This window comes from Streptomyces sp. NPDC041784 (assembly GCF_055591025.1).
In genome coordinates this window covers 1-19,795 of sequence record NZ_JBVJAB010000015.1, presented here as the reverse complement: position 1 = coordinate 19,795, position 19,795 = coordinate 1, and the positions used below count along the sequence as shown (strand labels likewise).

At 70.2% G+C, this 19,795-nt stretch carries 18 protein-coding genes and 4 pseudogenes; 7 read left to right on the top strand and 15 right to left on the bottom strand.

Translation table 11 applies throughout. The features are described 5' to 3' along the window. Positions 1–20: 20 nt before the first annotated feature. Together ACZ6D7_RS29040 and ACZ6D7_RS29035 are read right to left on the bottom strand one after the other, a co-directional pair. Positions 21–593: a flavin reductase family protein gene (locus tag ACZ6D7_RS29040; RefSeq protein WP_469496895.1), complete on the bottom strand. Its 573-nt coding sequence runs from the start codon at positions 591–593 to the stop codon at positions 21–23. Next, positions 590–1,831, bottom strand: coding sequence for an acyl-CoA dehydrogenase family protein (locus tag ACZ6D7_RS29035; RefSeq protein WP_469496892.1), 1,242 nt, complete (start codon positions 1,829–1,831; stop codon positions 590–592). Before ACZ6D7_RS29035 ends, ACZ6D7_RS29040 begins: the two co-directional genes overlap by 4 nt. Before the next feature lie 228 nt (positions 1,832–2,059). Between ACZ6D7_RS29035 and ACZ6D7_RS29030 the strand changes: the two genes are divergently transcribed. After that, entirely contained in the window at positions 2,060–2,962 is a 903-nt protein-coding gene (locus ACZ6D7_RS29030) for a LysR family transcriptional regulator (protein WP_469496889.1), read from the top strand. Positions 2,963–2,968: 6 nt separating this feature from the next. Here the strand turns inward: ACZ6D7_RS29030 and ACZ6D7_RS29025 are convergent, their stop codons facing one another. After that, entirely contained in the window at positions 2,969–3,271 is a 303-nt protein-coding gene (locus ACZ6D7_RS29025) for a hypothetical protein (RefSeq protein WP_469496886.1), read from the bottom strand. Here ACZ6D7_RS29025 and ACZ6D7_RS29020 point away from each other — a divergent pair. From ACZ6D7_RS29020 to ACZ6D7_RS29010, 3 genes and pseudogenes are all read left to right on the top strand, one after another. Then, positions 3,180–3,797, top strand: a complete 618-nt coding sequence (locus ACZ6D7_RS29020) for a DnaB-like helicase C-terminal domain-containing protein (RefSeq protein ID WP_469496883.1) — start codon at positions 3,180–3,182, stop codon at positions 3,795–3,797. The two genes, ACZ6D7_RS29025 and ACZ6D7_RS29020, sit on opposite strands and share 92 nt — an antisense overlap. Positions 3,798–3,807: 10 nt before the next feature. Then, positions 3,808–4,341: pseudogene (locus tag ACZ6D7_RS29015) on the top strand (IS21 family transposase); the annotation flags it as partial. Continuing rightward, a pseudogene (locus ACZ6D7_RS29010) lies at positions 4,341–4,562 on the top strand (ATP-binding protein); the annotation flags it as partial. The pseudogenes ACZ6D7_RS29015 and ACZ6D7_RS29010, both read left to right, overlap by 1 nt. A 57-nt stretch (positions 4,563–4,619) precedes the next feature. On the opposite strand, the gene ACZ6D7_RS29005 reads toward ACZ6D7_RS29010, so the two are convergent. Continuing rightward, positions 4,620–5,927: an MFS transporter gene (locus ACZ6D7_RS29005; protein ID WP_469496882.1), complete on the bottom strand. Its 1,308-nt coding sequence runs from the start codon at positions 5,925–5,927 to the stop codon at positions 4,620–4,622. 184 nt (positions 5,928–6,111) lie between these two features. After that, the gene (locus ACZ6D7_RS29000; RefSeq protein ID WP_469496880.1) at positions 6,112–6,552 is read right to left on the bottom strand and encodes a DUF6069 family protein; all 441 of its coding nucleotides are present in this window, start codon (positions 6,550–6,552) and stop codon (positions 6,112–6,114) included. A 3-nt stretch (positions 6,553–6,555) separates the two neighbouring features. Here ACZ6D7_RS29000 and ACZ6D7_RS28995 point away from each other — a divergent pair, with 3 nt between their 5' ends. Then, a complete protein-coding gene (locus ACZ6D7_RS28995; protein WP_469496876.1) occupies positions 6,556–6,930 on the top strand; it encodes a MarR family winged helix-turn-helix transcriptional regulator in 375 nt (124 codons plus the stop codon). 268 nt (positions 6,931–7,198) lie between these two features. On the opposite strand, the pseudogene ACZ6D7_RS28990 reads toward ACZ6D7_RS28995, so the two are convergent. From ACZ6D7_RS28990 to ACZ6D7_RS28975, 4 genes and pseudogenes are all read right to left on the bottom strand, one after another. After that, positions 7,199–7,321: pseudogene (locus tag ACZ6D7_RS28990) on the bottom strand (NADP-dependent oxidoreductase); the annotation flags it as partial. A gap of 35 nt (positions 7,322–7,356) precedes the next feature. Then, positions 7,357–8,502 carry an acyl-CoA dehydrogenase family protein gene (locus ACZ6D7_RS28985; RefSeq protein ID WP_469496870.1) on the bottom strand — a complete coding sequence of 382 codons (1,146 nt, stop codon included), beginning with the start codon at positions 8,500–8,502 and terminating at the stop codon, positions 7,357–7,359. 15 nt (positions 8,503–8,517) lie between these two features. Continuing rightward, complete coding sequence (locus ACZ6D7_RS28980) at positions 8,518–8,706, bottom strand: AMP-binding enzyme (RefSeq protein WP_469496865.1); 189 nt, start codon at positions 8,704–8,706, stop codon at positions 8,518–8,520. Then, positions 8,706–8,798 (bottom strand): annotated as a pseudogene (locus tag ACZ6D7_RS28975) (IS5/IS1182 family transposase); the annotation flags it as partial. The gene ACZ6D7_RS28980 and the pseudogene ACZ6D7_RS28975, both read right to left, overlap by 1 nt. Positions 8,799–9,181: 383 nt before the next feature. Between ACZ6D7_RS28975 and ACZ6D7_RS28970 the strand changes: the two are divergent. Further along, a complete protein-coding gene (locus ACZ6D7_RS28970; RefSeq protein WP_469496862.1) occupies positions 9,182–10,087 on the top strand; it encodes a LysR family transcriptional regulator in 906 nt (301 codons plus the stop codon). Between the two features lie 6 nt (positions 10,088–10,093). On the opposite strand, the gene ACZ6D7_RS28965 is transcribed toward ACZ6D7_RS28970, so the two are convergent. The 4 genes from ACZ6D7_RS28965 to ACZ6D7_RS28950 are packed head-to-tail and all read right to left on the bottom strand — an operon-like array spanning position 10,094 to position 14,933. Further along, positions 10,094–11,173 carry a maleylacetate reductase gene (locus tag ACZ6D7_RS28965; protein ID WP_469496860.1) on the bottom strand — a complete coding sequence of 360 codons (1,080 nt, stop codon included), beginning with the start codon at positions 11,171–11,173 and terminating at the stop codon, positions 10,094–10,096. Beyond that, on the bottom strand, positions 11,170–12,066 hold the full coding sequence (locus ACZ6D7_RS28960; RefSeq protein WP_469496856.1) for an intradiol ring-cleavage dioxygenase: 897 nt from the start codon (positions 12,064–12,066) through the stop codon (positions 11,170–11,172). The genes ACZ6D7_RS28965 and ACZ6D7_RS28960 overlap by 4 nt, the downstream gene beginning before the upstream one ends. A gap of 6 nt (positions 12,067–12,072) precedes the next feature. Continuing rightward, complete coding sequence (locus ACZ6D7_RS28955) at positions 12,073–13,839, bottom strand: FAD-dependent oxidoreductase (RefSeq protein WP_469496851.1); 1,767 nt, start codon at positions 13,837–13,839, stop codon at positions 12,073–12,075. Continuing rightward, on the bottom strand, positions 13,836–14,933 hold the full coding sequence (locus ACZ6D7_RS28950; protein WP_469496848.1) for an alpha/beta hydrolase: 1,098 nt from the start codon (positions 14,931–14,933) through the stop codon (positions 13,836–13,838). The genes ACZ6D7_RS28955 and ACZ6D7_RS28950 overlap by 4 nt, the downstream gene beginning before the upstream one ends. Before the next feature lie 267 nt (positions 14,934–15,200). Between ACZ6D7_RS28950 and ACZ6D7_RS28945 the strand changes: the two genes are divergently transcribed. Then, positions 15,201–15,551, top strand: coding sequence for an FAD-binding protein (locus tag ACZ6D7_RS28945; RefSeq protein ID WP_469497408.1), 351 nt, complete (start codon positions 15,201–15,203; stop codon positions 15,549–15,551). Here the strand turns inward: ACZ6D7_RS28945 and ACZ6D7_RS28940 are convergent. Then, positions 15,451–17,778 (bottom strand): transketolase-like TK C-terminal-containing protein, encoded by a 2,328-nt coding sequence (locus tag ACZ6D7_RS28940; protein ID WP_469496845.1) that lies wholly within the window; start codon positions 17,776–17,778, stop codon positions 15,451–15,453. The genes ACZ6D7_RS28945 and ACZ6D7_RS28940 overlap by 101 nt on opposite strands. Positions 17,779–17,790: 12 nt before the next feature. Continuing rightward, positions 17,791–19,614: an FAD-dependent monooxygenase gene (locus tag ACZ6D7_RS28935; RefSeq protein WP_469496843.1), complete on the bottom strand. Its 1,824-nt coding sequence runs from the start codon at positions 19,612–19,614 to the stop codon at positions 17,791–17,793. Between the last annotated feature and the right edge of the window lie 181 nt (positions 19,615–19,795).

Below are 19,795 nucleotides of genomic sequence, written 5' to 3'. Positions count from 1 at the left end.
TCTCTCCTCTCTCGGATCTCTCAGAGCCAGTCGGGCCATGTGTAGTCGGCCGAGTCGTCGTGGTCCCGGCGGGGCGGCAACGGGGCGAGCCGCCCCCGGGAGAAGACCAGCGGCGAGACGCCGGTCTTCTCCACCCCGAGTTCCCGTACGCGGCCGAGGACGAAGTAGTGGTCGCCGAGGGTCCACACGTCGGCGATGTCGCAGTCGATCCAGGCGGCGACGCCCGCCAGGACGGGGCTGCCCGAGGGCGCGCCGCGCCACGGGTGGCGGTCGAAGACGTCGGGGGCCTTGGCGCTGACATCCCGGCAGAGGCCCTCCTGCCCGGCGGCCAGCACGTTCACGCAGAAGGCGCCGCCGGCCATGATCCTTGGCCAGGTGGTGGAGGAGCGGCCGGGGAAGAACGCGACGAGCGGGGGGTCGAGGGACACCGAGGTGAACGAGCCGATGACCATGCCGACCGGGGTGCCGTCGGGTTCCTTCGCGGTGACCACCGTGACACCCGTCGGGTAGTGGCCGAGCACGTGCCGGAACAAGCCGGGGTCGTCCGCCGGGCCACCGCCGGGCGCCGTCGTGGCGGGCGTCTGCCGGTTCACGCCGGGGTCTCCAGCCCGAGCAGAGAACGGGCGTACCCCGTGGCCCACGAGCCGTGCTGCGCGTTGATGTGGGTCTTGTACGTGGCGACGTCGCGCAGGTACCGCTGCATGCGCTGGCCGTTCGCCAGCGCGCTGGAGCCACTGGCCGAGACCAGCATCTCGACGGCCTGGCAGGCGAGTTGGCCGGACTGCCGGGCCGTGAGGGAGAGAGCCCGGTCGTCCAGTTCGGAGAAGGGCTCGCCCCCTGACAGGCCCCGGGCCGCGTAGGCGGCGTAGTCGTCCGCGACCGACAGGATGATCCGCTGCGCGCTGTCGGCCAGGGCCGTGGCCAGACCGAGGTTGCGCTGGTGTTCCGGATCGTGGCTGCGCGGCTTGAAGGGCGGCAGCGGGCTGTTCTTGGTGGTGATGATCCGCTGGTACTCGTCGACCGCGGCCCAGGCGGTGCCCGCCACGACCGAACACAGCTGGATGTTGAAGAACGACATCAGCCGGCCCGCGTACATCGGGTTGCCGTGCAGTTCCACCCCCGGCCCGTCGGTGGCGTCGTTCGCCAGGAGGTGGGTCCTGGACACGTACTCGTACGGTACGAGGACGTCCTCGGCCACGACGCTGTTGGAGCCGCTGCCGCGGAAGCCCAGGATCTCGCCCCAGTTGTCGAGCATCCGCCAGCCGGAGGGCACGAGCACCATGCCCGGCGTGGGCATGCCGCCCTCTTCGTCGATGATGAGCACGCCACCCAGGAAGTGCGTGGAGACGTTGACTCCGGAGGAGTAGTCCCAGCGGCCGTTGACCCGGTACCCGTCGGGGGTCCTCGTCGCGGTGGCGCTCGGGGCCATCGGCAGCGGGGCCCGGAAGTCACCGTCCGGACCGAACACCTCGCGCTGGGTGCTCTCGGGGAAGCGGCCGGCCACCACCAGGCTGTGGGAGGCGGCCAGACACAGGTTCCAGCCGCTGGACGGGCAGCCGCGGGCCACCTCGGTGACCATCCGGGAGTAGGTCCGCAGGTCGAACTCGTAGCCGCCGAAGCGGCGTGGCTGGAGGGACCGGTAGAAACCCGCCTCCAGGAACGCCTTGTGCGTGTCCTCGGAGATACCGGTTCGCTGTTCGGTCTCGTCCTGATGATCACGTAGCCAGGTCCTCATGCCTGCGGCCCGGCGCACCAGTTCCTCCGGTGTCAGGTCCGGCTCCGGCTGCGGAATCTCGATGATTTTCTCGGCTGCCTCGGTTGTCTCGGACAATTCGCACCCCATCCGCTGCTGTTCTGGGTCGGCCTGAAGGGAGTGTCGGCAGCGCGGCGAAGGACCGTCCAATGCCGGTGACTGTGGGCTTGATGAGTGCCGTGCATCACACCAGGTCGGAAGGGGGGACGGGAATGCCGCACATTTCTGCCTGGTGACGTGCGGGGAAGCGCGCTGTAACCTGGCGCGGACCACAACGCCGTGGACCTCGCCTTTCTGGAGGGCTGAGTGGAACTCCGGAGCCTGCGCCATTTCTCGGCGCTCGCCGAGACCTTGAATTACCGGGTCGCCGCCGAGCGTCTGCACCTCACCCAGCCTGCGCTGACGCGCTCGATCGCCGCCCTCGAGCGTGAGTTGGGCGTCCAGCTGTTCGACCGCGACAAACGGCATGTGGCGCTCACCGCCGAGGGCGCGGAGCTGCTCGAACGGGCGGGCGAGGTGCTGGCCGATGCCGACCGGCTCGCCGCCGCCGCGGGCGCCATCAGGGCCAGGCGGCGGGACGAGGTGCGGGTCGCGCTCTACGGGATGGCTCTCGCGGAGCTGACGCATCCGGTCATCGAGGCGTTCTGCGAGCGGTATCCCAGAGTCACGATCCGGGTGCACGAAGCGGACTTCCACCAGGGGCACGCCCCGTTGCTGGCCGGCGAGTGCGACGTGGCGCTGATGTATCTGAGCGTCGACATGCCGGGCCTGACACGCGTACCGATCTTCACCGAGCCCGTTTCCGTCGGGCTGTGGAAGGGGCACCCGCTGGCCTCGGCCGCCGCGGTGGACATGGCCGAGGTCTATGACCAGCCCTGGGTCACCCCCCACCCGGGCGACGACTGGTGGGTGGGGGGACGCCACGGGGACCACGACGCCCCGACAGTCGGCTCCCACGCCCGCTCGGTCCTGGACATGGCCTCGAAGATCGCCTACCAGCACATGGTGGGACTGATGCCCATGTCGGGCGCCCGGATGTTCCCGCACCCGGGAGTGGAGGCCGTCGCTCCGAAAGAGCCCCTCGAGGCGGTGGCCGCGGTCGCCTTTCCGGAGGCCGGTCACTCGCCCGCCGCCCCGGCGTTCGCCGAGGTCGCACGCCGGGTGGCCCGACGTGCGAGCGGCGTTCCGTACGCCGAACTCGCCCGGTAGAAGCGGTCAGCCGCCGTACGGCGGCTCGCCCGCCCAGGCCGCGTGCAGGACGGCGCGCAGATCGTCGGCGGAGGCCGGGCGGGGATTCGCGTACGGCGCCCCGAGAGCGACATCGACCGCACGATCCACGTCGGCGGCGGTCAGGCCCAGGTCGGCGAGCGATCGCGGGATGCCCAGCCGCTCGCCCAGCTCGTGCAACTCCCGTACCGGATCCGCGGTGAAGCAGCACGAGCCCAAGCCCCGGGTCCTGACCGGCTTGATGACCCTCGATGATCTCCTCGGTGGCGGGCTGCGGCCTGGACGGGTCACCGTGGTCGCTGCCCGTACCTCGACGGGCAAGTCCATGCTCGCCCTGACCATGGCCCGTAACTGTGCCTTCCGCCAGGGCCGTCCCGCTCAGGTCGCTTCTCTGGAGATGTCGAAGGAGGGACTCCTCGAGCGGACGCTCGCCGCGGAAACCGACGTGCCGACCGAGAAGATCCGCCGCCGGACGCTGGATCCCTCCGAACTCGACCTCCTTCACGCAGTCGCTGCGGAGGCCGACAGCAAGGCGCTGTTGAGTTTCGGAGGTGACGGCACCACGCCTGCCGTCGCCGAGATCGAGCGCCGGTGCGCCGCCGTGGTGGGTCGGCACGGCCGCCTGGACTTTCTGGTCGTCGACTATCTCGGCCTGATGGACGGCGCGTTGCTGCAGTGTGCATCGGGGGACCGGAAGAAGGAGGTCGCCGGTGTCGTGACAGATCTCCAGGAACAGGCGACCCGCTTGGAGGCCGCCGTGGTGATCGTGGAACAGCTCACCCGGGCACCGGAACTCCGGCACGATCACCGGCCCTGATCGACACAACCGGGTCTGGGCCCGCTTCCACGGCGACGAACTGATCGTCACCGCGGTCGGCGAGGACGGCTCGGCCCGCGAGGCCGCCCGCCACCGCCGCGGCCGGCCGAGCACCCCGGTCCTGGACGACGCCCACTACCCGCCGCGGGAGAAACAGGACAACGACCGTGCCCCGAAAGCCACTTCGGCAGAAGAGACTGCCTTCCTCCAGCTCGGTCCCGGGGCCGCGGCCTGGCTGGTCCAGGCCGGGGCCGGCGGGGTCCGCCGCATCAAGGCGAAGATGGCCGAGGCCGCCGCCCTGTCCAAGCTCCACTCCGTGGCCGAGGTCGAACGGGCCCTGGGCACCGCCGCGGTCACCGGACGCTTCGCAGACAAGGGCCTGCTGTCCGTCGTCGACTACCAGGCCACCCGCGAGCACACCGAACCCGTCCGTCGCAGCGAGGAACCCTCCCTGCAGCCCGGCACCTCCGCCTGGGCCTCTTTCGGCCTGCCCACCCAGCCCGCCTCCGACGTCTACGAGTACGACGAAAGCGATCTCGCCTGATGGCCACCCCACTTCGCACCGTTCCCGGCACCAACGGCGATCCGCTCGCCGAGGCCATCGAGCTGACCCGGCGGCTCAAACTCCCGGACCTGCGGCGGGTGTTGGCCGACCTGATCCCCACCGCCAAGGCACAACGCTGGGACCCTGCCGAGGTCGTCCGCGTCCTGCTGGCCGAGGAGGTCGCTACGGTTCATGGCGCCGAGAAGCATGAACGCCGTCAGGCCTTCTCGTGACGTTCAGGTAGTGCCGGGGCGGAGGCCACGTGGTGTCGCGCAGGGTCAGGGCGCTGCCGGAGCGGCGACCACCGGCTCGCCGGGGGACGGGTCCAGCGGGTCGTGCTGGTGGCGCAGGCCCAGCAGGACCGTCGCGGCGAGCAGGGCTGCCGCGAGCGCCAGGACGAGCAGGGCCGGCTGGAGGCCTCCGGACGCGGCGCTCAGGCCCGCGACGACCAGGGGGCAGAAGAACTGCCCGAGGTTCAGCGCGCCGCTCCACCAGCCGGTGCCCCGGCCGCGCTGGGAGTAGTTCAGCCGGTGGACCGCCCAGACCAGCAGGGTCGGCAGCATGACCCCGGTGCTGAATCCGGTGATGATCGCGCCGGTCACGACGACGGGCAGCGCCCCGGTCGCGAAGACGGTGGCCAGGCCGACGGCCACACCCGCGAACTCGAGGGGAACCAGGACGCGCGCCGGTCTGGCGGCCAGCCGGGGGAAGAGTGCCGAACCGGTGGCCGTGGCCAGCGCCATGACGGCGGAGATGGTGCCCACGACGGCGGTCGAGTGGATCCCGATGCCGTCCAGGACGAACGGCAGTTCGACGACCAGGGTGAAGAAGTACAGCCCGCCGAACAGCGTGACCAGGCACGGGACCAGGACCTGACGGCGCGGCAGCGGCTCCAGCCGTGTCCCGACGCCCGGCGTACTGGTGCGGGGCGGCTGCCACAGCAGCCTGGCCATCGGCACCAGCAACAGCAGCGGAAGCACGTACATCCAGAACGGGGTCCGCCAGCCCGACACCCCGAGCACTCCGCCCACGGCCAGGAACGCCGTCGCGGCCAGTGACGTGGCCAGCGTCGATACGGAGAGGTACTTCGCCCGCCGCGCTCCCGTCCAGTAGTCGCCGATCAGAGACGTGCAACAGATCAGGATCACTCCCTCGCAGGCCCCCAGCAGCACCCTGCTGACGTCTATCGCCACCAGCGAGGCCAGGTAGAGCGGGGCGCTGCCGACCACGGCATAGAGCGCCATGGCGATCAGCAGGAGCGCCTTGCGGTTGATCCGGTCGGCGACGGATCCGAGAAGTGGCGCGGACAGGGCGAGGAACAGTCCCGGCAGGGCGACCACCATCGGGACCAGGACGTCGCTGCCGGGTGTGCTGTGGAAATGCCGTTCCATCTGCGGCAGCACGGGCGCGATCAGGGCGGAGCCGAGCACGGGCATACAGATCCCCGCCACCAGCAGCGTCAGCTGGGCACGTCCTGCTGGGCGTTCGACTGTGCCGGGGACCGTCTGGTCCGGTACGGGCGCCAGGTTCAGTGCGGGCGGCGACGGCTCGGTCTGCGGCCGGTCGCGGTCGATGTCGTCGGTCACGATGACACACCTCCTTGTGATGTCACGAGCGGGGGACGTGGGGGGAGGTTCGGTGGCGGCCGTCATCGGCAGCAGGCGGGCGCCGGACGCCGGGCGCAGGATCGGGAACAGCCCGTCCACGGCCGTACGGCACTCACCGGATGCCATACGACCGTGGCGGCCCGCACTGCGACGGGACGCGGGGTCAGTTCTGGGCGGTGGGGAGAGGGAGCAGGCGCTGGTAGGCGGGGACGGCGACGGCGGCGACCACGAGGTGCATCACCACCAAGGCGACGACGGCCCCCCAACTCGTACCGGGCTGGCCGGCGGTGGCGCCGACCATGATGTCCGGGACCAAGCTGACGAGCACGACGGCTGGGACCAGGACGCGCAGCACTCGGGCGGGGCGGGTCGATCGTGCGCGGATGATCGCCCAGGCGGCAGCTGCGGCCAGGACGCCGAAGACGGTGAAGGGCACGTAGGCGGACGGCTGGAGCGGCTGGAAATCGTGCGAGGCGCCGAGGGCGTGGGCTGCTGTGGCGACAACGGCGTTGAGGACGGCGGCGACGGCCGCGGTGCCGATCAGACCGCCGGTGACGACGAGGCCGCGGGGGCGGGCCGGCTGGGTGGCGAGTTGTTCACTCATGGGGTGAGGGCAGTGAGCGTGATGGCGGCTCTGTCGGAGGCGTCACAGCGGGAACTGCGCATGAGCGCCCTCGCCGCGTTCGCCGAGGGTTCGCTCTCCCGTCTGTCCCAGGTCGTGGCCCGTCTGGAACGCAAGGGCTACATCCGCCGCCACCCCGACCCGGCTGACGGCCGTTACACCCTTGCCACGCTCACCGACGAGAGGTACCGGAAGACGATGAGCGCTGCTCCCGGCCACATCGAACTGGTGCGTCGGCTTGTGTTCGACCCGTTGACCAGTGCGCAGGTCAAACAGCTCGGCCGCATCGGCCGGCGCATCCTGTACGCCATCGCCCCCGAGCACGCCGACGCCGACCTGCACCGAGACTCCTCAGGCTGACCAGGCGCGCATGCACGGCCCCGGCTGCCTCGTTCATTCCGGGTCACCGAGCTTGAGGAGCAGCTTGCCGGGCTGTTTTCCGCTGAACATCGTCGGCAGCAGGGCGGGCGCGTTCTCGAAGCCGTCCACGACGTTCTCCTCGACGTGACGACCTGGCCGATGCCCATGGTCCGCATCGGCTCACCGACCTGGATCGGCGGCAGGTAGCCCCGTCGTCGGTGAGCCGGATGCGCTGGCTGGCGTCGTAGGCGAAGTACAGGGTGCGGACCAGGATCTCCCCCTCTCCGGGGGCCGGCGGGTCCGACTCGGCGTAGCGGAAGTCGTCGGTGGTGACGGCGCCGACGGGGCGGCGGGCCGGCAGCCATTGACGGTTGACGGTGCGCACGGCCATGAGCGGTTCTCCCTCGGGGATTTCGGCGTGCGGCATTACAGGCCCAGGTCGCGGCCGATGACCTCTTTCATGATTTCGTTGGACCCGGCCCAGATCTTCGTCACGCGGGCGTCCCGCCAGGCGCGTGCGATGCGGTATTCGTTCATATAGCCGTAGCCGCCATGCAGTTGGACGCACTCGTCCAGTACGGAGTTCTGCGTCTCGGCGGCCCACCACTTGGCCTTGGCCGCGTCCACGGGGGTCAGTTCGCCTCGCGTGTGCGCGAGGACGCACTGGTCGACGTACGCCTGGGTCACCTCCACCCGGGTAACCAGTTCAGCTATCAGGAACTTGTTGTGCTGGAAGGAGCCGATGGTCCCTCCGAACGCGCGGCGCTCCTTGGCGTATTCGATCGTCTCGTGCAGGAGCCGCGCGACATGGCCGGTGCTGGTGACGGCGGTCGACAGCCGTTCCTGCGGCAGGAGCCGCATCATCGAGGCGAATCCCTGGCCAACCTCGCCGAGACGGTGGCTGTCGGGGACGCGGACGTCGGTGAAGAAGAGCTCGGCGGTGTCGGCCTCCTCCTGTCCGACCTTGTCCAGCTTGCGGCCGCGTTCGAAGCCTGGCGTGCCGGCCTCGACGACGAAGAGGCTGATGCCCTTGGCCCGCTCGCCGGGGCCGGTGCGGGCGGCCACGATGACGAGGTCCGCCTGGTGGCCGTTGGTGATGAAGGTCTTGGAGCCGTTGACCAGCCAGTCCTCGCCGTGCCGGACCGCGGTGGTCTTCAACGCGGCGAGGTCGGAACCGCCGGAGGGTTCGGTCATGGCGATGGCGCTGATCAGGTCGCCCGAGGCGATGCCGGGCAGCCAGCGCTGTTTCTGTTCCTCTGTGCCGAGTTCCACGAGGTAGGGCGGGCAGGTGTCGGTGTGCAGGGCGAGACTGGCCCCGACGCCGAAACTGAAGCCGGCGAGTTCCTCGTCCGCGACGGCGTTGAAGCGGAAGTCGCTCGCGCCTGTCCCGCCGTACTCCTCCGGGACGGACAGGCCGAGGATGCCGAGTGCGCCCGCCTCCTGCCAGATGTCCCGGGGGATGGACTTCCGCCTGAGCATCTCCTCGTGGCGGGGCGCGAGAACGCGTTCGGTGAACTGGCGGACGGCATCGCGGAAACTGTCGTGATCCTTGTTGAAAAGGGTGCGGTGCATGTGGTGCTCCGATCCTCAGATCTGTCGCTCGTGACCGCGCCAGAACGGCTCGCGTACGTCCTTCTTGAGGACCTTTCCGTTGGCGCTGCGCGGGATTTCGGGCACGAACACGACCCGCTCAGGTGTCTTGATGCCGCCGAGTCGCGGACGGCAGTAGGCGAGGAGTTCCGTCTCGGTGAGTTCCTCGCCGTCGTTCAGCTCCACGTGTGATCCCGGGCGGGCACGAGGGTGCCGTCCACGATGAGCACGGTGTCCTTGGAGAACCGCTTGCGGGGCTGGAGAGCGAGCATCCAACCTCGGAGATACCGGTTCGCTGTTGGGTCTCGCCCTGGTGATCACGTAGCCAGGTCCTCATGCCGGCGGCCCGGCGTACCAGTTCCTCCGGTGTCAGGTCCGGCTCCGGCTGCGGAATCTCGATGATTTTCTCGGCTGCCTCGGTTGTCTCGGACAATTCGCACCCCATCCGCTGCTGTTCTGGGTCGGCCTGAAGGGAGTGTTGGCAGCGCGGCGAAGGACCGTCCAATGCCGGTAACCGTGGCCTTGATGAGTGCCGTGCATCACAGCAGGTCGGAGGGGGTGACGGGAATGCCGCACATTTCTGCCTGGTGACGTGCGGGGAAGCGCGCTGTAACCTGGCGCGGACCACAACGCCGTGGACCTCGCCTTTCTGGAGGGCTGAGTGGAACTCCGGAGCCTGCGCCATTTCTCGGCGCTCGCCGAGACCTTGAATTACCGGGTCGCCGCCGAGCGTCTGCACCTCACCCAGCCCGCGCTGACGCGCTCGATCGCCGCCCTCGAGCGTGAGCTGGGCATCCAGCTCTTCGACCGCGACAAACGGCATGTGGCGCTCACCGCCGACGGCGCGGAACTGCTCGAACGGGCGGGCGAGGTGCTGGCCGATGCCGACCGGCTCGCCGCCGCCGCGGGCGCCATCAGGGCCAGGCGGCGGGACGAGGTGCGGGTCGCGCTCTACGGGGTGGCTCTCGCGGAGCTGACGCATCCGGTCATCGAGGCGTTCCGCGAGCGGTATCCCAGAGCGACGATCCGGGTGCACGAAGCGGACTTCCACCAGGGGCACGCCCCGCTGCTGGCCGGCGAGTGCGACGTGGCGCTGTTGTGTCTGAACGTCGACATGCCGGGCCTGACACGCGTACCGATCTTCACCGAGCCCGTTTCCCTCGCGCTGTGGAAGGGGCATCCGCTGGCCTCGGCCGCCGCGGTGGACATGACCGAGGTCTACGACCAGCCCTGGGTCACCCCCCACCCGGGCGACGACTTGTGGGTGGGGGGACGCCACGGGGACCACGACGCCCCGAGGGTCGGCTCCCACGCCCGCTCGGCCCTGGACATGGCCTCGAAGATCGCCTACCAGCACATGGTGGGACTGATGCCCATGTCGGGCGCCCGGATGTTCCCGCCACACCCGGGAGTGGAGGCCGTCGCTCCGAAAGAGTCCCTCGGCGCGGTGGCCGCGGTCGTCTATCCGGAGACGGGCCACTCGCCCGCCGCCCCGGCGTTCGCCGAGGTCGCACGCCGGGTGGCCCGACGTGCGGCCGGCGTTCCGTACGCCGAACTCGCCCGGTAGAAGCGGTCAGCCGCCGTACGGCGGCTCGCCCGCCCAGGCCGCGTGCAGGACGGCGCGCAGATCGTCGGCGGAGGCCGGGCGGGGATTCGCGTACGGCGCCCCGAGAGCGACATCGACCGCACGGTCCACGTCGGCGGCGGTCAGGCCCAGGTCGGCGAGCGATCGCGGGATGCCCAGCCGCTCGCCCAGCTCGTGCAACTCCCGTACCGGATCCGGGACATCGAGCGCCCGGCGCAGCGCCGCCAGTGCCTCGGGAACCGCCGGCGCGTTGAACGCCAGCACATGGGGCAGGACGACGGCGTGTGTCTCGGCGTGCGGCAGGTCGAAGGTGCCGCCGAGCACATGGCAGAGCTTGTGGTGCAGCCCCATGGTGGTCGCGCCGAGACAGGCACCGCACAGCCACGCCCCGTACAGCGCGCGGCTGCGCGCGTCATGCCCCGAGGGGTCGGCGACGATCTCGGGAAGGGCCGCGGCCAGCGCCCGCACACCCTCCTCCGCCATGAGGGAGACGATCGGAGTGGAGTCCGGGGCGTACAGGGCCTCGACGGCGTGCGCGATCGCGTTCATGCCGCTCGTCGCGGACCCCACGGGCGGCATGGTGAGCGTGAGCAGCGGGTCGTACACGACGCTGCGCGGCAACACCTTCGGGTCGCGCCCGGTGCGTTTGACCGCGCCCTCGGTCAGGCCCCAGACGGGTGTCATCTCCGATCCGGCGTACGTCGTCGGGACGGCGACGATCGGCAGTCCGGTCCTGAGCGCGACGGCCTTGGCCAGGCCGGTCACGGAACCGCCGCCGACCGCCACGCAGCCGTCGGCCCGGGCTTCGCGAGCCGCTTCGACGGCCAGGTCGGCGACCTCCACCGGGACGTGCGTCACCGCCCCCGCGTGCAGCCCGGCGCAGGCGTCGCCGAGAGACGCGGCGACGGCACGGGCCGTGTCCAGGCCATGGTCGTCGCACAGCACGAGGACGCGGCGCAGGCCGAGAAGCGCGACCTCGTCGGGCACCGCGTCCGGGACGGCACCCGACCGGAAGAGGACGCGCATCGGCTGGGCCTGATAGGTGAAGTCCAGGGCCTCGCCCTTCACGCGATCACCGGTTGCAGCACGATGTCGAAGCGCGCCCGGCGGAAGGGGTTGGCCAGGCCCAACTCCGCGGCCTCCGCGGGGGAGTCCACCTCGGCGAACTCCTCGACCAGGCTCTCCTTCACGGCGAAGACGGCGTCCGACTCCAGATAGTCGCTGCCTGCCACGAAGATGTGCGTCGTCACCGGGCTGTACCCCTCGGCGCCCACGATGAAGTGGACATGGGCGGGACGGTAGGGGTGACGGCCGGTCGCCTCCAGCAGCGAGCCGACCGGCCCGTCCGTCGGAATCGGATACGGGCTCGGAACGCACGAGCGGAACCAGAACCGTCCCTCCGCGTCCGCCGTGAACAGCCCGCGCCCATTGCCCGGCGGCTGCTTCTCCGGCTGCTGGACGTCGTAGAAGCCCTGGTCGTCGGCCTGCCACACGTCCAGCGTCGCACCGGGCAGCGGGGTGCCGTCGACAGAGACGACCCGTCCGCTGATCACACACGGCTCGCCGCCGCCGACCAGATCGATGTTTGCCCCGAGTTCACGGACCGGGGACTCGGTCATGTGGAAGGGGCCGAGCACCGTCGAGTCGGTCGCGGCGGCCGCCTTGTGGTCGTTGATCGTCTCGACGAGCATCGACACACCCAGGACGTCCGACAGCAGGATGAACTCCTGCCGGGTGTCGTCGCACATGTGTCCGGTCGCGGTGAGGAAGTCGATCGCCCGCTCCCACTCGGCCTGGGTCGGCTCGATGTCCCGTACGAAATCGTGCAGGTGACGCGTCAGGGAGGCCAGCACCTCGCGCAGTCGGGGATCGGAGGTGTGGGCGAAGCTTTCCAGCACCGCCGTCGTCGTCGCGGAACTCGTGGTCTTCGCGGTCTTCGTGGTCTTCGCGGTGAGGTCCATGGCCGCTCAGCCCCGCCCGAGGATCTGCCGCAGCGCGTCCCGCAGTGCGGCCGTGACGTCGCCGGTGGCGTCCTGGCGGCGGAAGGCCACATGGTTGTCCGGCCGCACCAGCAGCGCGCCCGAGTCGCCGATCTCCCGCAGCCGGGCCCAGTCCCCGTACGGGTCCTCGTACTCCTGGCCGGGGCCGATGACCGCCGTGGCGATCTCCAGGCCGAACTCCTTGCCGAGGATGCGGGCGGCCTCCGTCCAGGGCTCGCCGCCGATGCCGGTGATCAGGGTGAACCGGCCGTTTCCGCCCAGGTCCAGGGTGGACGGATCGCGGGTGCCCGCGGAGAGCCAGGCGTGCGGGAGCTTGGCGCCGGGGCGGGTGCTCGGCTGGAAGTGCAGCTCGGGGTCGCGTGCGAAGCCGGGGTCCTCGGTGCCGTCCGGGACGATCGCGGCGGAGGTGTAGCGCTGGTTGAGGTCCACGCCGTGGGCGTTGAACTCGTACGCCTTGAGGGCGATCGCCTCCCGCAGCCGCGCCCGCTGCTCCTCGGCCTCCATAGTGGCGTCCTTGCGGGCGGCGATGTTCCGCCACAGCTGCTCGGGAGTCTGCGGCGCCAGGCCGCCGAGCGCCTCGAAGACGGGGGCCGTCTCACCGATGGACTTGTTGGCCCGGGTGACGACCTGCCTGCCGACCGGTGCCCGCTCGTCACTGTAGGTGTCCAGCAGGGACGGGGACGCGGTGCCGTCCAGGACGAGCTTCAGCTTCCACGCCAGGTTGTAGGAGTCCTGGATGGAGGTGTTGGAGCCCAGCCCGTTGGACGGTGGGTGCCGGTGGCAGGCGTCGCCCGCGCAGAACACCCGGCCGTTGGAGTACGTCTCGGCGTACATCTCGTTGACCGTCCACGCGGAGGACGACTTGATGGTCACCGGGATCTCGTCGTCGCCGATCAGCTTGCGGACGACGGACAGGGCGTACTCCTCGGTGAGGTCCGGCGGCCCGGCGTCGACGTCGTAGCCCCACACGATCAGCCACTCGTTCCACGTCCGTACGCAGCGCACCAGGCCGGCGCCGATGCCGCCCACGGTCGCGCCGGGCGCCAGCACCCAGTAGAGGGTGGCCGGTCGGTGCGCCACGTATTTGCTGAGGTCCGCGTCGAAGACGATGTTGATGCTGCCGGCCACGCCCATCTGGCCGCCCATCGGCAGTCCGGCGTCCTCGGCCACCTTGCTGCGGCCGCCGTCCGCGCCGATCAGGTACTTGGCGCGGATGGTGTACGTGTCGCCGCGCAGCCGGTCGCGGACCACGGCGGTCACGCCGTCGGCGTCCTGCTCGTGCGACAAATACTCGGTGCCGAAGCGCAGTTGGCTTCCGCGCGCTATGGCCGCGTTCACGAGCACCGGTTCCATCAGGTGCTGCGGCATGTCGCACATGCGGGTGGGGCTCGCCAGCTCGTGCGCGGCCTGCACGAGCGGTTCGTTGCCCCAGGACCTCAGCCGGCCGAGCTCCTCGCCCGCGATGGCGGTGCAGAAGACGGTGTTGCCCATCAGGTGCTGCGGGGTGGCCTGGGCGATCACATCCTCTTCGACACCCAGGTCACGCAGCACTTCCATGGTGCGCTGGTTGGTGATGTGCGCCCGGGGCGTGTCCGCGAGGCGTGAGTAGCGGGTGACCATGACGTTCGGCACGCCGTAGGTGCTCAGCGCCAGTGCGGCGCTCGCTCCCGCGGGCCCGCTTCCCACGATGAGCACATCGGTCTCGACGGTCGGCACGGTCGGCACGGTTGTCATCGGGACGTTTCCTCCAGATCGGCCAGTCGCTTGTTCAGCCAGGTCATCAGTGCCTCGGCCACGTCGTCGGAGTTCTTCTCGCCCATGGGCAGGTGACCGTTGCCCGTGAGCCCCAGGTCCGCCAGGCGCAGCAACTCGGCGTCCGCACCGGCCTGGGCGAGGTAGTCGGCGACACCGTGCTGGAACGGCGCGAACGGCGAGGTGTCGGCCGCGACCACGGCGATCGGGAAGCCCCGGAGCCCTGGCAGGGATCGCACGGGGCCGGCCTGTTCGTCCTGGACGAGGCAGTCCTGCAGCCCGTCGCCCCCGGCCTCGCGCAGCCGGAGGCGCAGTTCCTCCGGGGTCCGTACCGGCGGCTCGTAAGTGATCGGGGCCGCGGTGAGCCCCCACTCCAGCTTTCCGAGGCCGGGCAGTTCGATGAACGGCGGCCCGATCGGCTCGATGGAGACGACGGCCTTCACCAGCCCGGGCCGGGCATCGGCGACCAGCCAGCCGAACGGCGCCCCCATGGAGTGGGTGATCAGCACGGCCGGTCCGATACGGTCCAGCAACTCGGCCCCGCAACGCCGCATCTGCTCCTCGTTCTCGGCGAAGGTGGGCAGCGTCGGGCCCTGGCTCGCCATCAACTGGTCCAGCGCGGAGTCGTCGCCGACCTCGCCGCTGCCGGGCCACTGGCTGCCAGGTCGTCCCGCCCCGTCGCAGAACAGCCAGCGGATGAACTCGTACGTCGGCGCCGCGCCCTCGATGGGCCCGAGGACATCGGGGTGGTACGGGGAGCGTCCATGACCTGGACGGTCGACCACGTACACGGCGTAACCGGCCTGGAGGAACCGGGTGGCCCAGCCGGGGCGCCCGTCCGGCGTCGACAGGTAGTCCGTGCCCTGGCCGCCGCCCCCGTGGACCATCACCACGGGCAGCGGATGCCGGAGATCGGCCGGGATCTGGTACTGGACGTACATCGCGGCCTCGGCGGCGGTCCCGGCCTCGGTTGGCTTGCGCCCGACGCCGACCCAGAACGCGCCTTGCTCGCTGATCGTCAACGGCGAGGCGGCACGGGCCAGCGCGGCGGTTCCAGGTGGTGGGGGGATGGTCATCGGCGAACCTCCGTCACGGCGTCTGCGCCCACGAACAGCACTATTGGTGATCGGCTCCGGGCGGTCCAATGCCGGTTGGGGACGCCGTGATGCATGGCGCTCATCAGCGTCCCCGAGGCCGGCTACTTCACCGGGAAGGTGCGCGTGGCGGCGAGGGTGACCAGGGCGTCGGTGTAGAGCGCGGCCTCCAGATGCTCGACGACCGGCAGCTGCGGGTCGTGATCGCAGACATCGCGGCGACCGGGACGCCGCGGCTACGGAACCCAGCTGTCGCCCCGCGAACTGGAAGTCGCCAAGCTGCTCGCCCCCAGCGCCACCAACCAGGACATCGCCCAGACCCTGTTCCAGTCCCCCAAGTCCAACTGGGCCCAGCCGCTGACCACTCCTCCGTACGTCGCCTTCCCGGTGACCTGCGGCATCACCTTCGCCTTCGGCGGGCTGCGGATCGACGCCGACGCGCACGTGCTGGACCCGAGCGGCCGCCCCGTCCCCGGGCTGTACGCGGCCGGCGAACTCGCTAATCGACCAGGTCCAGTGCCGCCCCGACGATGCTTTCGGTGTCAAGGTGGTGGTACCGGTAGACCTCGTCCAAGGAGCCGGATTGCCCGAAGCGGGTGACGCCGAGTGCTGTGGTCGGGACCTGGTTGATCGTGGCGAGGAAAGCCAGCGAGTGCGGGTGACCGTCCAGGATCGTGACCAGGGGCGTCGCCCTGTCGGCGGGAAAAACCTCGTCAACGATCCAGTGCTCGGCCGGGTCCTGGCCCTGGCGGGCACGCACGGCGCGGTAGAGGAGGTCGGGGCTGGTGATGCAGATGACGTCAGCCCGGATGCCGCTCTGGTCCAGGCGGTCGGCGGCAGCGAGGGCCTCCGGTACGAGGGCGCCCATGACGGCGAGGGTCACCGCCGGGTCGTCTGTGCGCCGCAGAGCGTAGGCCCCGGCCACGACCTGCCGTCGGCGGTGTTCCCGGGCGGCAGGATCGAGTGGGACGGCGGCGAGGCCCTGATCGATCGGGCGGGTGGACAGGCGCAGGTAGGCGGACGTGCCATCCGGCTTCCCAAGGCGTCCGAGACTGGCCAGCAGGGTCCATTCGGTGTCGATGACGAAGGCCGGTTCGTAGGTGACGCAGCCGGGCTGTTCGATGCCGATCGAGGGAGTCTTGATCGATTGGTGGGCGCCGCCTTCCGGGGCGAGGGTCACCCCGGAAGGGGTGCCGACCAGAATGGACTGTCCCCCGGCGTAGATGCCGTACGACCACGGCTCCAGGGCGCGTTCTACGAACGGGTCGTAGAGCACGCCGATCGGCAGCAGGGGCTGGCCCCACCGGCTCCAGGCGGTGCCGAGTTCACTGATGAGGCCGACCAGGTTGACCTCGGCGATGCCCAGCTCAATGTGCTGTCCGCTGGGCTGTTCCCGCCAGTGCAGGATCGTTTCGCGGTCGTCGGCGAACCAGTCGGTGCGCTCGGTGGCCGACCAGACACCGACCTTGTTGACCCACCCGCCGAGATTCGTCGATGAACTGACGTCGGGGCTCACCGTTACTATGCGCCGCGCGGCCTCGGGCGCCTGGCGGGTGAGGTCGAGCAGTGTCCGACCCAGCGCGGCCTGGGTGGTGGCCCTTCTGGACGTGGATGTGCGGCCGAGGTCGAGCGGCAGAGTCTGCGGCGGGACCAGGGAGACTTCGTCCCGTCGCAGGCGGTGTGCGGTCTTGAGGCAGAGCTCCGCCGCAAGGCTGCCAGCGGGTGGCGGCCGCCACGGATCGTCCACATCAGCCCCGACCCGGTCCGCCAGCTGACTGATCTGATCCCCTGTGAGCAGCGCGGAGTGGTTCTGAGGGTGGCCCTGCATGGGCAGGCCGTAGCCCTTGACGGTGTAGGCGAGGATCACGGTGGGCCGTGTGTCATCGATTGCACCGAATGCCGCGTCGAGCCCGTCAAGATCATGGCCGCCCAGGTTGGCCAGGGCCCTGACCAAGCCCTCGTCGTCCAGTCCGGTGATCAGCTTGGCGATGCCGGCCGCATCGGGGCCGGTGCCCGGCAGCCGACGGCGTACCTCGCCTGCGTCGCAGCGCAGCAGGCGCTGGAATTCCGGGTTGCTCATGTCGTCGATACGCCGGCGTAGGGCGTCTCCGCCCGGCTGCCGGAAGAGGTGTTCGAGGACTTTCCCGTATTTCAGCTCTATCACCTGCCAGCCGGCAGCGCTGAAGAGCCCACGGAGTCGGTCTGCAGCCAGGTGCGGGACGACCCTGTCCAGCGACTGGCGGTTGAGGTCGACGATCCACACGATCTCGCCCAGGTCAGAGACGGCAGGGTCCAGCACGGCCTCCCACACTGCTCCCTCGTCGAGTTCGGCGTCGCCGACCAGCGAGTACTGCCGGCCGGTGCCGGCTCCGCCGAAGGCACACTCCACATAGCGGCGGGTCACCGCGCCCCATATCGGCGCGGTCGCGCCGATGCCCACGGAGCCGGTGGAGTAGTCCACCGGGTCAGGGTCCTTCGCGCGGCTGGGGTAGCTCTGCAGCCCGCCGAACTCGCGCAGCCGGGAAAGGTAGGACCTGTCGAGGCTGCCGAGCAGGTAGTTGATCGCGTGCAGGACGGGCGAGGCGTGCGGCTTGACCGAAACCCGGTCGTCGGCGCGCAGATGCCTGAACCACAAGACGGTCATCAGCGACACCATCGAGGCCGACGACGCCTGGTGTCCGCCCACCTTCAGGCCCGACGTGTTGTGGCGGACCCGATTGGCATGGTCGATGATCGCGGTCGACAACCACAGAACCCGGTTCTCGACCTCGCGGAGTACGGCGAGGTCCTCGGAGATCGTGGTCTGGCCGAGTGGGGGGCTCGTCATTGTTGCCGTCCTCTACTTCGAATCTGCATGGTGAGGAGCCAGAAGGCTGCCTGTTCGAGCCGGCTTCCAGTACGGCTGCCAGTGGTCGCGCAGGAACCGGTTCAGCTCCGGCGTCGCCTGCCCGGCCGTGCCGGTGGTGCGCCAGGCGACGTGGCCGTCCGGCCGCACCAGAACCACGCCGTGCCGACCGACCTCGAACAGCTCGACGAGCGTCCCCTCCTCGGCCGGGGACGCCGCGACCAGGCCGACGACGCGCACCGGGAGCGGGCTCTCGGCCGGTCGCCCCCGCAGTGCGTTCTCCCATGCCCCGGGATCCGGTGTGACAAGGGCAAGTCCATCGTGCGGGAGCAGGTCGTGGACCGGGCGCAGGGTGTCCTCGTGCAGGACGAAGGCATGTGGGAGGCGGGCGCCGGGACGGGTGGTCGGGCGGTAGGTGACCACGTCGCCACGACCTGGCGGAGGGGTTTCGGCGTGGATGAGCGGACCGTCGTAGGTGTAGCCGAACTCAAGTCCGGTGGAGACGAAGTGTTCGAACTGGTCCGGGATGGCGGCGGCGATGCGCGCCCGGACTCGCCGGCCGCGGGCGGTGCTCGCGAGCAGCACTCCGGTGCGCTTGAGCTGGAGCGGGGTGAGGCGGTCGCAGGCCCAGCCCAGCGCGCGAGGGGGCACCCGGGACAACAGCGGGCGGGCGAGGGCCTCGGTGGTCTGCCGCACCGCGCGGTTGGTGATCCCCACGGGCGAGGTCACCTCGTCGAGGAGGAAGTGGTTGGCGACACTCTGCTCGGCGAAGCGTTCGACGACGGGTCTGCGCTCGGACTCGTAGGTGTCGAGCAGGGCGTCTTCGGCGCCTCCGCGGAGCACCGCGGCGATCTTCCAGGCGAGGTTGTGGGCGTCCTGTACGCCGCTGTTGAGGCCGAAACCGCCAGTGTGCGGGAAACGGTGCGCCGCGTCGCCGGCGAGGAGCAGGCGCCCCTGCCGGAAGGCGCGGGCCGTCTGGGAGGTCATCTTCCACGTGCCCGTGGACCGGATGGTGACCTCGGTGCTGCCCAGTACCCGGGGGAGTGTCCGTTCCCAGTAGCGCCGGCTGTCCCTGGCGATTTCCTGTTCTGGGTGGAGGTAGGCGGTCATCAGGATGTAGTCGTCGTTCGCGTGGGCGATCATGACGCCGCAGAAGTCGGGCTGGTAGATCCAGCTGAGCAGCGGGCGGACCGTGCCGGGCGGGTGCAGTCCGGGGGCGTGGAAGAAGACGCTGCCCATGTTCGCCAGGACCGGGCCCCGCAGCGGAATGCCGGCGCTGTCCCGGACCACGCTGTTGGCGCCGTCGGCGGCGACCAGGTAGGCGGCATCGAGTGCCTGCGTGGCGCGCTCGGTGTGCACGGCGATCCGGTCGGCGCCCGCCTCGATCGCGCTGACCGCGGTGGCGCGGCGGAAGTCGACGAGCGGCTCGCGCTCCAGCGCCGCCCAGAGCACGGGCATGAGCTGGTGCTGTCCGATGTGGCTGATCAGGAAAGGGCTGTGCGCCTGGAGGTCGGTAAGACGGTCGGGGTCCGACAGCAGGTCGATCTCGCCGAGCGACTCGGTGAGTCGTGAGCACCAGCGGATGACGTTGATCGTGTCGCTGGGCGGCGCCAGTGCGGTGATCTCCCTGGCCAGTCGGGGTGACGTGTGATGCCAGATCTCGAGTGAGCGGGCGTTGATGATGTGGGCCGCGGGGTGCATCAGGGGTTGCTCGCGGCGTTCGAGCACCGTGCTGGGAATACCGTGCTGGGCCAGCAGTAGTGCGAGGGTGGCTCCCGTCGGGCCTGCGCCCGCGATCACGACCGGTGCGGTGCGCATGGCCTAGATGTATTGATCACGAGCGTTGTTGACACCGGCCGGCTTGATCATGACGAAGACCTCCGGTGTGGTGGAGCTGTCTAGGACTGCACCGCACAGGAGGTCTTCGTGTCCCACCGTAATGCCCGGCTGACCGTGTTCGGCAGGCGGCTGCTGGTCGAGCGTGTCCTGTCAGGCCGTG